Here is a 14516-nt window from a genome sequence, read left to right on the forward strand (position 1 = left end):
GCCGTCTTTCCTGTTTTTGTGATCAGGCCCGCATATTCGCCCCGTTGGCGTCATAAACCGGCACGCCCTGCACTTCGGCGCGCTTCATCTCGCCAAGGATCTCGACGTCAAACTCAGTACCCGCGCCCGCGTACTCCGCCGCGACATAGGCCATCGCCATCGACTTACCTACGTGATGCGCGTAACCGCCCGAGGTGATATAACCGACGGCCTCACCGTCCACCATCACCGCCTCATCCAGCGTGACATCGATCTCGGTGTCGATCACCAGCGTCACCAGCTTGCGCGCTACGCCCTGATCGCGCGCAGCTTCGGTGGCCGCCTTGCCGACAAAGTCTTTCTTCCAGTTGATGAACACATCCATGCCCGCCTCGACCGCGTTGAAATCCGGCCGGAACTCCAGCCCCCACGCGCCCCAGCCTTTCTCAAGCCGCAAGCTCATCAACGCGCGGTTGCCATACCAGCGATAGCCAAGATCCGCGCCGGCCTCCTCGATCGCCTCGGCCAGTCGGATCAAATACTGCGGACGACAGTAAATCTCATAACCCAATTCACCGGAAAAGCTGATCCGGTTCAAAACCACCGGCACATCCCCGACAAAGGTCTGCCGGCAATCGCGGAACGCCATGCCCTCCGCCGACACGTCCTCCCGCGTGATCCGGCTCAGCAACGTGCGGCTCTTTGGGCCAGACAATGCAATCCCGTGCCAGCTCTCGGTCTCGTTGGCATGGGTCACGCCCTCGGGCAAGGTTTTGGCAAAGAACCGTGAATGCGCGTCCTGCATCGCGCCCGAGCCAAACAGCATGAAATGCTCCTCGCCCAGACAGGCCACCGTCAAATCCCCGTAAAGCCGCCCCTTCTCGGTCAGCATCGGCGTCAGCGTCATCCGCCCGGGCTTGGGAATGAATCCCGCCATGGTCTTATTCAGCCACGCGCGCGCGCCAGACCCCTTGATTACGTGTTTGGCAAAATTCGCCACCTCGATGCCGCCCACGCCTTCGCGTACCGCCGCACATTCAGCAGCCACATACTCATGACTGCGGTTGCGCTCAAATGTCGGCTCTTCGTGCGCATCCTCCGGCCCATCTGCGAACCACAACACATGCTCAAGCCCAAAGGCCTGCCCCATGCGCCCACCCTTGGCGACCAACCGGTCATAAAGCGCGGTCGTCTGCTGTTTGCGCCCCTTGGGCAGGGTCTCGTTGGGGAAGGTCATCACAAACCGACGCTCATAGTTCTCGGTCGATTTCACCGTACCCCAATCCGGCGTCGCCCATTTGCCGAACCGCGCCACATCCATCGCCCAAACGTCAATCGACGGCTCCCCGTCAATCATCCATTCCGCCATCGTAAGGCCCACGCCGCCGCCCTGACAGAAACCTGCCATCACGCCGACTGCGCACCAATAATTCGTCATGCCCGGCACCGGACCGATCATCGGATTGCCATCTGGCCCGAACGTAAACGGCCCGTTGATCGCGTCCTTGATACCCGCATTCGCCAGCGCCGGAATACGTTCAAAGCCCAACTCCAGCCGGTCCGCGATGTGATCCAGATTCGGCTGCAACAACTCATGCCCGAAATCCCAAGGCGTGCCGCCAACCTTCCATGGCACCCCAACAGGCTCATAGGTGCCCAATAGCATCCCCTCGCGCTCTTGCCGGAAATAGATATTGGCCTCGTAATCAATGCCACACGGCAGGCGCGAGCCAAAGTTGGCAATCTCGTCGATTTTCTCGGTGATCAGGTAATGGTGCTCCATCGGTTGCACCGGCAGGTTCAGCCCGCCCATATGCCCGACTTCCCGCGCCCACAGGCCACCACAGTTCACCACATGCTCCGCATTGATCACACCCTTCGGCGTGGTCACATCCCACGTGCCATCGGCACGCTGCTCGGTCTTGGTGGCCGGCGTGTGGGTGAAATACTGCGCCCCGAATGTACGTGCCGCCTTGGCAAAGGCATAGGTTGTGCCCGATGGGTCCAGATCCCCGTCCTGATCATCCCACAGGGCCGCATAATAATGCTTCGGATCAATCAGCGGATGCCGCTCTGCCAATTCCTTGGGGCTGATCCATTCCTGATGCAGCCCCATATACCGCGCCTTGGACCGTTCCCGTTTCAGGTAATCGTGCCACGTCTTGTTGGACGCCAGATAGAACCCGCCGGTCATATGAAGCCCTACGGAATGACCCGACAATTCTTCGATCTCCTTATAAAGACCGATGGTATAACTCTGGAGGCGCGAGATGTTCGGATCAGAGCTGATCGTGTGGATCTGTCCGGCTGCGTGCCAACTGCTGCCAGAGGTCAACTCGTCCCGCTCCAGCAAAACCGCATCCTTCCAGCCGAACTTGGCAAGATGAAACAGGATCGAGCAGCCCACAACGCCGCCCCCGATAATGACCACTTTAGCATGGCTTGGCAGCGCCTTGTTTTGCGCGCCTTCTTTGACAACCTCAGGCATGACACGCCTCCCCATTCTTTACCTTTTGTTCACGTATTTTTTCGCGAAGCCCAATATCGCACCGACGCAATACCGACGTTTTACCGACGCAATACCGACATCCCTTTGTGGCCCCGTCAGCATAGGCCCCATCAATGCAATCTCTGCTAGTACCACGCATCCGGCAGCTCCTCTTTGCGACGCGCCACATAGGCCTCAAGCGCCTCCCGCTTGGCCACATCCATCGCCGGTGCCTCGTACTGCTCCAGCATGGTTTTCCACTTGGCGTGTGCCCGTGCTCGCATATCGAGAGATCCGCCCTCTTCCCAGCTTTCCACGTTTTCGCTGTCGCTCAGTGCCGGCTCATAAAAAGCCGTCTGATAATTGCGCATGGTATGCCCACATCCAAGGAAATGCCCCGCCGGTTCCACCTCCTCATAGGCGTCCCGCGCCATCGCCTCGTCCGATACGTCCAGCCCCTGCACCAACACCTTCTGATAACCGCCCAGCCTGTCGGCATCCATGATCAGCTTCTCAAATCCGGTACACAGCCCGCCTTCCAACCAACCCGCTGAATGCAAAACAAAATTCGCACCCGCAAGCATAGTCGAATGCATGCTGTCCGCGCTTTCATAAGCCGCCTGCGCATCCTCGATTTTGCTTGCGGTCAACGACCCGCCACATCGCAACGGCAACCCAACGCGCCGCGCCAATTGACCAATCGCATAATTTGATATGACCGGCTCAGGCATACCAAAGGTCGGCGCACCGGATTTCAGCGACATCGAGGATAGGAAATTGCCCAACACAAAGGGCGCTCCCGGCCTGACTAACTGGGCAAAGGCACAGACCATCATCGCCTCTGCCATCGCCTGAGCGACGCTGGCGGCGGTGCTAACCGGCCCCATTGCACCAGACAGGATAAAGGGCACCACCACGATGCCCTGCCCACGCCCGCAATAAACCTGAATGGCTTGCGTCACCACCTTATCCACCAACAGCGGCGAATTGGTGTTGACGTTGCCCATGATGACGCAATTTTCCTCCATGAAATCAGCGCCATGCAGGATCTCAGCCATATCGACACTATCCTGCGCGCGTTCCATTTCGGTGATCGCGCCAAGGTGCGGCTTGTCGCTCAACGTCATATGCGCCAGCACCATATCCAGATGCCGTTTGCTGACCGGAATGTCGGTTGGCTCGGCGATCACCAGCCCCGTGTGATGCAGGTTCGGATGCATATAGGCCAGCTTCACCAGCTTTTCAAAATCGGCAAACTCGGCATAACGGCGACCGCCTTCCAGATCGCGCACAAACGGCGCGCCGTAGATCGGGGCAAAGACCTGATTGTTGCCGCCGATTGTGACCGATCTGGCGGGGTTGCGGGCGTGCTGCACAAATTCGCTTGGGGCCTTGGCACATTGGGCGCGTACCCATTGCGCATCCGCTTTGATAAGGTCGCCAAATTCGCCCGACGGGGTAAATCCTGCAGCCTTCCAAATCTCCAGCGCCACCGGATCATCGCGAAAGGCGACGCCGATGTTTTCCAGCATCCAGTCAACCTGTGCTTCCATCTTTGCCAGTTGATCTTCATCCATAGGATCAAAGAACGGCAGAACCCGCTTGATGTACGGTGCGGCAGGCACCGAAGTGCGGGCCTCTGAGGAGCGGCGCGAACGTCGGGCCATGAGATCACCTTTTGTTAGTGTCACACATTGATACTGACTGTTCTAACGAACGTGATCCTTGAAAATTTTTATGATTTGAGTAGACACAGCCTATGGCAAGCATTTGGACGCAAATCAATTCGCCGCGGAATCTTGTGATATTCGCAGCCGCCGCCAAGCACGGCAGCTTCACCCGCGCGGCAACAGAACTGAACATGCAACAGCCCTCCGTGAGCGCAGCGATCAAGCAATTGGAAGACGCGCTCAACGTTTCCCTCTTTGTCCGAAGTCACCGCAAAGTGGAGCTAACGACCGCCGGAAACCGTTTGTTTTCAGATGTTTCCAGATCTTTGGACGACATTGAACGCTCAATTGAATCCGTTCGACAAATGGGGCGCGAGGATCACGTGACCCTCAACAGCTCGTCGGCATTTTCCCACTACTGGATGGTGCCCCGCCTCCAAAAGCTGCACGACAAACACCCTGATATCGACCTGCGCCTGCAAACCTCGGATCGGGAACCAAATCTCGACATGGAAAACATCAGCCTTGGCATACGTCTGGGCAATGGCAAGTGGCCAGGCTGCCACGCCGCCAAAATCGCCGACGAAGTCATCTTCCCCGTTGCATCGCCACAGGTTATGGCAAGCGCCCGAAATCTGCGCTCAATTCCCAACCTAATGAACGAACGCCTCATTCATCTTGAAGAACCCGTCCGCGAACGGCCCACATGGTCTGATTGGTTTGCCCACCACGGCATTGAAGATCGACACGTGATCGCCGGCCTCCGATTGAACGACTATGCCCTTGTTTTGCAGGCTGCGATGTCCGGAGAAGGCTTCGCATTTGGCTGGGAGCACGTGGTTCGCGACCTGATCCGGCGAAACCTTCTGGCCGGACGACCGGAATGGAGTTGGCGCACCGGCAAGTCCTTTTATCTGGTATGGTCGACCAGCAAACCGCTGGCGCAACATGCGGCTTTGGTTCGCGACTGGATCATTTCGGTATCCGATTTTCCCTTGCAGCCTAAAGAGCCGCAGTAGGCTCAGCGCCCCCCCGCTTGGAGCAAAGTCAAACATTGTGCGGGACCGGCACAAGGGTCACGGGCAAGCCCACCGACGGCGCCCCACACAAATAAAAGCCGCCCCGAAGGGCGGCGTTTTGTCTTATACAATCTCGTCCTTGAGACCCTCTGTCGAAAGCCCTTCGAGCTTCGGCATGAGACTGAGCAGTTCACGCGTATAGTCGGTCTGGGGATTGGCGAACAACTCTTCGGTGTCCGCTACCTCCACCATCTGCCCTTGGCGCATCACACCCACGCGATCGCACATCTGCCGAACCACCGGAAGGTCATGGCTGATGAACAGCATCGTCAGGCCCAAATGCTCCTGCAAGTCTTTGAGGATATTGAGAATTTGAGCTTGAATCGACACATCCAGGGCGGATGTCGGTTCGTCGCAAATCAGGAACCTCGGCTGTGTTGCAAGGGCGCGCGCGATCGAAATGCGCTGACGCTGACCGCCTGAAAACTCATGCGGATATTTGCGACCTGCGTCCGAGCCAAGCCCCACACGCTCCAGCAGCTCGTCCACCCGATGCTGAATGGCTGCGCCCTCCAGAAGTTTGTGGTGCTTCACCGGCTCCGCGATGATTTCGTCTACCCGCATGCGCGGGTTCAGGCTTGAATAGGGATCCTGAAAAATCATCTGGATCTGGCGGCGATAGCCTTCGAGATCCTTGTGCGAATGCAGTGCGGTCACATCGGTTTCGTCAAACGTGATTTTGCCGCCATTGGTCTCGTACAGAGTCGCAATCATGCGCGCCACAGTGGATTTACCAGATCCACTTTCCCCAACGATGCCAAAGACTTCGCCATCCTTGATGTCAAAGCTGACTTCGTTCACCGCCGTGAAGAACTTCCGGCGCGAGGGAATGATATGGCCCTTGGTCAGGAAGGTCTTGGACAGCTTGTCGACCTTAAGCAAGGTGCCGGATTTGGACGGCTCCGGTTTGTGCCAGTTGCGCGCCAGATCGTCGATGTGGAACTCAATCTGACGGCCGCCATAGCTGAGTTGTGGGAAACGATGTACCTTCAAGGTAGGACGTGGCACCGCCGCGATCAGCGACTTGGTGTATTCGTGCTGCGGATCGCCCATGACCTGATCGGTCGTGCCGCTTTCAACCACTTCACCCTGATACATCACCGTCACCTTATCGGTGGTGTCGGCAATCACGCCCATGTCGTGGGTGATCAGGATCACACCGGTTTGCCGCTCCCGCGCCAACTCTTTGATTAGGTCCAGAATCTGCGCTTGAATCGACACATCCAGCGCGGTGGTCGGCTCATCCGCGATGATCACATCCGGCTCTGAACAGAGCGCAAGAGCGATCACAACACGCTGCCGCATACCGCCAGAGAACTGGTGCGGATACATGTCGATCCGGTCATCAGGATGCGGGATACCCACACGATCCAACAACTCAATCGCCCGCTGACGGCTGTCTTTATCAGTTAGTTTCAGGTGGAACTGGATGGTTTCCACCAACTGCTGACCAACAGTCAAAAGCGGATTTAGCGAGGTCAACGGGTCTTGGAAGATCATAGAAATCTTCGCCCCACGCAGGCTACGCATGCCTTCTGCATCGCGCCCGCTGATCTTTTCGCCTTTGAACGACACCGTGCCTCCAGCGATGTGACCGGGTCGCTCAAGCAACCCCATCACCGCCGCACCAATGGTCGATTTACCGGCCCCGGATTCCCCCACAAGACCGTGGATTTCACCGGGTTCAACTGTCAGGTCCGCATCGTTGACGGCCACAAAAACCTTGTGACGGGTCGGGAAATGGACGGACAGGTCTTCAATCGTAAGAAGGGTCATTTCTGCAACCTCGGGTTCAATGCGTCACGCAGCCAATCTCCCAGCAGGTTCACCGACAAAGCCAGCGCCAACAGGGTGATCGACGGGAAGAGGATGATCCACCACTCGCCGGAGAACAGGAAGTCCTGTCCGATCCGGATCAGAGTACCCAGCGACGGCTGGGTCGGCGGTGCGCCCACGCCAAGAAACGACAGCGTCGCCTCGGCAATGATTGCCAACGCAAGAGAGATCGTCGCAATCACCAGAACGGGAGACAGAACGTTGGGCAATATATGACGGAGCATAATGATGCCTTTGCCACGGCCGATCATTCGGGCGGCCTGAACATACTCCTTGTCCTTTTCCACCAGCGTAGCCCCCCTGACAACACGCGCGAACTGCACCCAGTCCGAGAGGCCAATTGCGATGATCAACACCCAGATCGCCATAGTGTCCTGATGTTCGATTGGGGTGATACCTTTGGCCACGCCAAAAATCAGCATCGCCACAAGGATCGCGGGAAACGTCAATTGCACATCGGCAGCGCGCATGATGATGGTCTCGGTCCACCCGCCAACATAGCCGGCGATGAGGCCTAGCGTAATGCCCAACACCATCGCAAAGGCCACAGCGGCAAAGCCCACAAAGAGCGAAATCCGCATCCCATACAGAATGGTGGAGAAAACATCGCGCCCCTGATCATCCGTGCCAAGCCAAAAAACGTCACCCGTGAAGTCGTTTGGTGCCATTGGCGCGGTGTAGCCATTCATCAGGTCCAGCGAAGCCGGATCAAACGGATCATAAGGCGCGATCAGTGGAGCAAAGATTGCCCCCAGCACCAAAAGCGCTACGACAAAGAACGACACCATTGCCACGGGCGAATGCCGGAAGTTGTACATAAAGTCGCTGTCCCAGGCCTTGGCCAGACGCGACGGCGTTGCGGGTTGAGTTGCTTGATCAGACATCACTTCGCCCCCTTCTGTTCAGTCCGTAGACGCGGGTCGATGGCAAAATACAGGAGATCAACAATCAGGTTGATGCCCACGAACATCACCGAGATCAGCATCAGATACGCCGCCATAACCGGGATATCGACAAACTGAATCGCGTTGATAAAAAGAAGGCCTACTCCAGGCCACTGGAATACGGTCTCGGTGATAATCGCAAAGGCGATGATCGACCCAAGCTGCAAACCCGTGACCGTGATCACCGGAACAAGTGTGTTCTTAAGCGCGTGGTGGAAGTTCACAGACTTTTCCTTGAGCCCACGTGCACGGGCAAAGCGGATATAGTCCTGCCGCAGCACCTCAAGCATCTCGGAACGCACCAGGCGCATGATCAGGGTCATCTGATATAGCCCCAGCGTGATCGAAGGCAAGATCAGCGCCTTGAGCCCTGAGCTTGTCAAAAGCCCCGTACTCCACCAGCCGAAGTGAACAACGTCCCCCCTCCCGAACGAGGGCAGCCATCCAAGCACAACGGCAAACAGATATATGAGCAAGATACCTATGAGGAAGGTCGGCAACGACACCCCTATGAGCGATGCTGACATGATGAAATTCGCCAGGAAGCCATCCTTGCGGATCGCAGTGAACACACCCAGCCCAATCCCGATACTAATCGCTAGAAACCCGCTTACGGCGGCCAATTCCAACGTCGCCGGAGCCCGTTCGAGCAGGATGTCACCGACCGGTCGACCCTGACGATAACTCACACCAAAGTTGCCTTCGGCGGCTCCGGATAGGAATTTCATGTATTGCACTGGAAACGGCTGATCCAAGCCGAGTTCGGTACGCAGGCGCGCTATGTCTGCATCGGTGCGTTCCTGACCCAACATATTGTCGATCGGATCGCCCACGAAGCGGAACATACTGAAGGCCACGAGCCCCACAATCAGCAAGACCAAGGCCGATTGGAACACCCTGCGAATGACAAAAGTCAGCATTTTCTTGTCCCTTGTTTTATAGGCGGTCACCCATTGTCGCTTTGCGAAAAAAGGTCAACCGCCCCCGTACATAAACTGCACGAAAATTCAGCAAATTCCCTCTAGAAGTTTACTGAACCGTCACCCAGCGAAGGATGAAGAAGTTGTCAGGCCGTTGAGTAAGCTCGATGTTTTTACCGGTGCCCCAAACCAATGGCTGCACATACATCGGCACATAGGCGGTCTCGTCCTGCATAATTTTTGCAGCCTCATCCAACATCGCCTGACGTTTTGCCGGGTCAATTTCGGATTGGATCATCGGCAGCAACTCATCGATTCGAGCGTTCGAATAACCCGCAAAGTTCCAGCTGCCCAACTTCTTTTCTTTGTTCGGTGTGGACGCAAGGAACCGGATCGGATGTTCCGCATCAAAGGTGCCGGGCGACCAGCCGAGCAAATACATGTCGTAGTTGTCTTCACGCAGTTCGGGCCAGTAGTTCTGCACTGGCATCGCTTCTAGCTGGGCATTCATGCCAACTTGGGACAGCATTGACGTCACCGCCTGACAGACAGCTTCGTCATTCAGATAACGGTTGTTCGGGCACTTCAAGCCAAAGCTGAAGCCATCCGGATATCCTGCCTCTGCCAGCAGTGCTTTCGCTTTCTCCGGATCAAACTCGGGGCGCGCCGAATTGGCATCAGAATAGCCTCGCATAGCCGGACTGACCAGCTGGCTAGCCGGTTCTGCATTGCCGCGCATGGTCACTTTCAAGATTGCCGGCACGTTGACTGCATGAGCAACCGCCGCACGCACACGCGCATCCAGAAACGGGTTTGGTTTGCCAGCGTCGTCGCCGTACTTCAGGACATCCGCTTCCTGCGCCATGCCCAGCATGATCACACGCGCTTCGATTCCGCGGATAACCTTCACGTCACCAGAATCTGCCAGTCGCTCCGCATCCTGAATAGGCACGGGATTGATCATATTCACATTGCCTGACAGAAGCGCAGCCACCGCAGTCGCAGGGTTCTGCACTGGGGTGAACTCGGCGCGGGTAATGTTGTGCTCAACCTCTCCCCACCAGCCGTCATTCGGCATCAACTCCGTCCGCAGTCCTGGCTCTCGCTCCGTGACTTTGAAGGCACCTGTGCCGTTTGCATTAAGCGTAGCGTAGTTGCCGTTTTCCTTGTCAGGCAACGCCGCATTGTTGGTCTCGGCCCACCCCTTGTCCATGATCATCCAGTTGGCGATGCTATCCGGAAAAATCGGGTTGGGCGCGTTGGTCAGGATATCAACCGTGTAGGCATCCACGACCTTTACGTCAGAAACAGGCGCAAACCAGCTGCGAGTGTCGGATACCTCATCGGACGCTCGCTGATAGGAGAAAAGAACATCCTCCGCGTCAAAGGTGCTGCCATCCTGAAAGGTCACACCTTCACGCAAATGAAACCGCCAACCTTCGCCGTTGCCAATCGGCTCCCAGCGTGTTGCAAGCGCCGGCTCGATGGACATGTCCTTGCCGCGTCGCACCAACCCTTCATAGACATTGTTGAGGAACCCCAGCACAGAAGCGGTGTTCACCGCATGCGGGTCCAATGTTTGCGGATCGGTTGTACCCGCCCACTTAAATTCATTGGCAAAGGCCGGCCCTGCAAGGCTCAGGCCGACCGCCACAATCCCAATCGCACGTTTCATAATAACTCCCTTGTTTGGTGGTTCTTGCAGCACGACACTCCCGCGGCGAATATGCAAGGCTGAAGCAACACTTCCCGAGCTTCAGAGGCGTCAAACGCCTAACAAAGAAGCCCCGCGCCGACGGTGCGGACGGGGCTTCTCAAAATCATAGCATAAACGCTTACTTCATCTTGAAGTATTTGAAGTGCGCAGTGTCATCCGGTGCAACGATGGTGTCGACGTTGGACGCCATACCCCAGTTCAGCACCTGGTGGTGGATCGGAATATAGAGTTGCTGATCCTGCACCACAGTCCAGATTTCGTTGATCATCTGGTTGCGTTTGGCCAAATCGGTTTCCGATGCCAACGCTTCGATCTTCACATCCAAATCCGTATCCGAGAACCGGGTGGCGTTCCAGGAACCGTACTTCTCGCCCTTGGTGTGGGTGAGGAAGTTGAAGATGTACTCGGAGTCATAAGTCGGGACACCCCAGCCAAGCATGTAGAAATCTGTTTCAAGATTGCTAAGCAGCGGGAAGTGCTGTGCTTTTGGCTTGGCGTCAAGGTTCACCTTCACACCAATTTTCGCGAGCATACCCACAGCCGCCTGACAGATTTTTTCATCGTTGATGTAACGATCGTTCGGGCAGTTCAGAGTGATCGCAAAACCGTCAGCATAGCCAGCTTCCGTCATAAGCGCCTTGGCACCATCCACGTCCGTTTTGGAGGAGCTGTCCATCGCTTCGTTCCAACCGTTCACAAACGGCGGAGCAATCATACCCGCAGGCGCGGACTGACCACGCATAACAACCTTTTTGATCGCGTCGCGATCGATCGCCATGGACATCGCTTTGCGAACACGCACATCCGACATCGGGTTGATCCCGTCAACGTCGTCGCCGGCGATGTCTTCTGCGGCCTGGTTCAGACCAAAGAAGATAACGCGGTTTTGCGGCGCGGTGCGCACTTCAAGACCGTCGGTTCCATCAACACGACCGATGTCTTGCACAGGCACGTCCTGAATGAAGTCAACTTCGCCAGACAGCATTGCAGCAACGCGGGTCGCGGCGTTTTGAATCGGGGTAAATACGATTTCGGTGACTTCCAGCGGAAACTCACCATTGCCCCAATAGTTTTCGTTGGCAGCCAAGACGGTTTTCACATCAGGCTCGCGGCTGACCAGCTTGTAAGCGCCGGTGCCGTTTGCGTTCTTGGCGGCAAAGGTGTCTTCACCACCTTCGTAGTCTTGAACCTTCACAGCGTTGTTCGCCTCGGCCCAACCTTTGTCCATCATGAACATGTTGGTCAGGTTGTTGGGCATAATCGGGTTCGGACCGTTGGTTTCGATCTCGATGGTGTATTTGTCGGTTGCGCGAACCTCTTTCACCGATGCCAGCAGTTCTTTGTAGTCGGAATCTTCTGTCATCGCGCGATTAAGCGAGAACAGCACATCTTCGCTGTCAAACTCGGCGCCGTCGTGGAAAGTTACGCCTTCACGCAGCTTGAAAACCCAGATGTTCGGGTTGTCGGCAGACGGGCCCCATTCGGTTGCCAGCGCCGGCACCATAGCACCAGTCATGTCGCGCATAACCAGCGGTTCCATGATTTGGTGGGCCAGAGCGGAGGTCGGGCCCTCGTTCTGTGCGTGCGGGTCCATTGTCAGAGCGTCACCGGCACGCGCCCAGCGCAATGTATCGGCTTGCGCCATAAGAGGCATGGCCACAAGTGCAGCTGTTGCCAGAAGTGTCGATTTAAATGTCACGAAAAGTACTCCCCTACTTATTTGTGATTGTGGCGGGATGATCCATTCCCAAAACAGCTTTGACAAGACCATTGTGAACAATTGTTCAGGACTTCCCTGTCTTTCCCCTATATCTAATTGGTTCCAAACAAAAAAAGGTGAGCGCCCAAGCCCTCACCCTTTCTGTTTTCGGTTCATCAATGGTTATTTCCGCACTTCTTCCATAAACCTTTCGCGGATCACGATCGGATTGGTTTTGATGACAGGCACCTTAACGTTACCACTTTCACACTTGGCTACGATGATCGTCATCTGGTCAGAAGCAATCGCATCCGTGACCGCTTGCGCCGTATCTTCGGCCGACACAGTCAACACACATTCCGCACCGCAAGCTCGAGCCACCGCAGCCAGATCCGTGTTCATTCCGGCATAGGTCGGCTGATCGCCGGTGGAGCCATAAGACCCATTGTCGATGATCAAAAGTGTATAATTGCTTTGAGGATTGTTCCCGATAGTCGCCAGCGTGCCAAGATTGGTCAGTACAGATCCGTCGCCATCAATGGCGATCACAGGCTTGGCTTGCGCGGCCGCCAAACCCAACCCGATCGAACTTGCCAAGCCCATTGTCCCCAACATGTAGAAATTGGAGGGCTGGTCGTCCATTGCGTGCAATTCCTGACTTGGAGCGCCGATGTTGCACACCACCAGATGTTCACTGATCACCGGTTTCAGGGTTTGGAAAACATCGTTGCGGATCATGCCGAAGCCCTCCAGAAAGTTGCATCACACAGGATCGCCACGGGCTTGCTCGCCATCTGGCAGTATTCCAGAATACCGGGAAGCTCGGCTGAATCTTCCGGCTTGTGGAAGTGGTAAGTCGGAATATGCATCTGATTCAGGATTGCCTTTGTGTGCAGCGCCATTTCCACCTGACAGGCCACCGGTTCTCCGACTTCTCCTCGATACGAAATCAGCATGGGAAGCGGAATCTGATAAAACTGGATAAGCGTGGCAAGTGTGTTTACCACAACGCCAAGCGCTGTGTTTTGCATGACAATACAGGGCTTCATTCCACCCATAAAAGCGCCGGCACACAGCCCCATACCCTCGTCTTCTTTATTGGACGGCATATGCATAATCTCAGGTGTTTCCTCTAACACCTCGATCACCCCTGCCAATTGTTTGCACGGAACAGAGGTGATGTAGTCGATCCCCGCCGATTTCAGATCCTCAACAATCTGGTGGTCCATTGTGGTTGCCATATCTCTTCCGGTTTCCTCCCTATGAAAGCCGGTCCAGCACCAGATCCGCGATCATGGCGCTTACCCGCACGTTGCTGTCCTGCGTCACACCGGCAATGTGTGGCGTCAGAACCAAGTTCTTGATACCTTTGAATTTCTCAGCAGCCTCTTTGGTCAACGGCTCGGTCTCAAACACATCCAAAGCCGCCCCTGCGACCTGACCCGACGCCATGGCCGCAACCAGCGCCTCCTCATCTACGACGCCGCCCCGCGCCGCATTGATCAAAACCGCGCCTGCCTTCATCTGCGCAATGCTCTCGACGTTGATCATGTGGCGCGTCTCATCGGTTAGCGGCACATGCAGGCTGACCACATCCGCCCGCGCCAGAACATCAGAAATCTCGCCCCGCTCGGCATGCCCCCACGCCAGATGATCCGCTGGCAAAAACGGATCATAAGCAATCAAGTTCATGCCCATCGCCCGCGCCAGCCGTCCGGTTTCTTGCGCATTCGCGCCAAACCCCAAAAGGCCCAACATCCGCCCGCCAATCTCACGGCCCGACGATTGCGTCCGCGGCCAATCCCCGTTCATCATCGCATGTTTGGCCTGATAGGCATCCCGCAGCAGGATCGCCGCATTGGTTACCACATATTCCGCCACTGAGAGCGTGTTTGCTCCCAGCGCCGGCATCACCTCGACACCACGCGCCTTGCAGGCATCCACGTCGATGTTGTCCAATCCAACACCCAAACGCCCCACGTATTTCAGGTCTGGCGATGCCGCGAGCAACGCCGCTGTGACCTGCGTTCGGTTCCGCACAATCAACGCCTGAACGCCAGCCATCTTTGCCGGAATATCCCCCTGCGCATCCGCCAATTCCGGTGCGTAGTTTGTGGCGTGGGCGACCTTCAGCCGCCCAACTGCCTCGTCGTCCATAAACTCGGTGATCAAAATCATCGGGTT

11 protein-coding genes are annotated in these 14516 nt (G+C 56.3%); 1 reads left to right on the top strand and 10 read right to left on the bottom strand.

Going from position 1 to position 14516, the window contains the following annotated elements; all coding sequences use genetic code 11:
* Nucleotides 1-22: 22 nt before the first annotated feature.
* Entirely contained in the window at nt 23-2467 is a 2445-nt protein-coding gene (locus BM069_RS08055; RefSeq protein ID WP_093322660.1) for a GcvT family protein, read from the bottom strand.
* Nucleotides 2468-2613: 146 nt separating this feature from the next.
* Entirely contained in the window at nt 2614-4134 is a 1521-nt protein-coding gene (locus BM069_RS08060) for a trimethylamine methyltransferase family protein (RefSeq protein ID WP_093322663.1), read from the bottom strand.
* Between the two features lie 92 nt (nt 4135-4226).
* Here BM069_RS08060 and BM069_RS08065 point away from each other — a divergent pair, with 92 nt between their 5' ends.
* Nucleotides 4227-5156 carry a LysR substrate-binding domain-containing protein gene (locus BM069_RS08065; RefSeq protein WP_093322665.1) on the top strand — a complete coding sequence of 310 codons (930 nt, stop codon included), beginning with the start codon at nt 4227-4229 and terminating at the stop codon, nt 5154-5156.
* A gap of 123 nt (nt 5157-5279) precedes the next feature.
* Here BM069_RS08065 and BM069_RS08070 read toward each other — a convergent pair whose 3' ends face one another.
* The 8 genes from BM069_RS08070 to BM069_RS08105 all read right to left on the bottom strand — a co-directional run bounded on the left by BM069_RS08070 (nt 5280) and on the right by BM069_RS08105 (nt 14510).
* Nucleotides 5280-6992, bottom strand: a complete 1713-nt coding sequence (locus BM069_RS08070) for an ABC transporter ATP-binding protein (protein WP_093322668.1) — start codon at nt 6990-6992, stop codon at nt 5280-5282.
* Nucleotides 6989-7936: an ABC transporter permease gene (locus BM069_RS08075; RefSeq protein ID WP_093322670.1), complete on the bottom strand. Its 948-nt coding sequence runs from the start codon at nt 7934-7936 to the stop codon at nt 6989-6991. The genes BM069_RS08070 and BM069_RS08075 overlap by 4 nt, the downstream gene beginning before the upstream one ends.
* Nucleotides 7936-8916 carry an ABC transporter permease gene (locus tag BM069_RS08080; RefSeq protein WP_093322673.1) on the bottom strand — a complete coding sequence of 327 codons (981 nt, stop codon included), beginning with the start codon at nt 8914-8916 and terminating at the stop codon, nt 7936-7938. Before BM069_RS08080 ends, BM069_RS08075 begins: the two co-directional genes overlap by 1 nt.
* Nucleotides 8917-9025: 109 nt before the next feature.
* Nucleotides 9026-10591, bottom strand: a complete 1566-nt coding sequence (locus BM069_RS08085; protein ID WP_093322676.1) for an ABC transporter substrate-binding protein — start codon at nt 10589-10591, stop codon at nt 9026-9028.
* Nucleotides 10592-10751: 160 nt separating this feature from the next.
* Entirely contained in the window at nt 10752-12287 is a 1536-nt protein-coding gene (locus BM069_RS08090) for an ABC transporter substrate-binding protein (RefSeq protein ID WP_093322679.1), read from the bottom strand.
* A 228-nt stretch (nt 12288-12515) separates the two neighbouring features.
* Nucleotides 12516-13070: a sulfopyruvate decarboxylase subunit beta gene (gene comE / locus BM069_RS08095; protein WP_093322681.1), complete on the bottom strand. Its 555-nt coding sequence runs from the start codon at nt 13068-13070 to the stop codon at nt 12516-12518.
* Complete coding sequence (comD, locus tag BM069_RS08100; protein WP_093322683.1) at nt 13067-13573, bottom strand: sulfopyruvate decarboxylase subunit alpha; 507 nt, start codon at nt 13571-13573, stop codon at nt 13067-13069. The genes comE and comD overlap by 4 nt, the downstream gene beginning before the upstream one ends.
* 19 nt (nt 13574-13592) lie before the next feature.
* Nucleotides 13593-14510, bottom strand: coding sequence for a hydroxyacid dehydrogenase (locus tag BM069_RS08105; protein ID WP_093322685.1), 918 nt, complete (start codon nt 14508-14510; stop codon nt 13593-13595).
* Nucleotides 14511-14516 lie beyond the last annotated feature (6 nt).

It is taken from the genome of Shimia haliotis (assembly GCF_900114415.1).
GTDB classification, from domain to species: domain Bacteria; phylum Pseudomonadota; class Alphaproteobacteria; order Rhodobacterales; family Rhodobacteraceae; genus Shimia; species Shimia haliotis.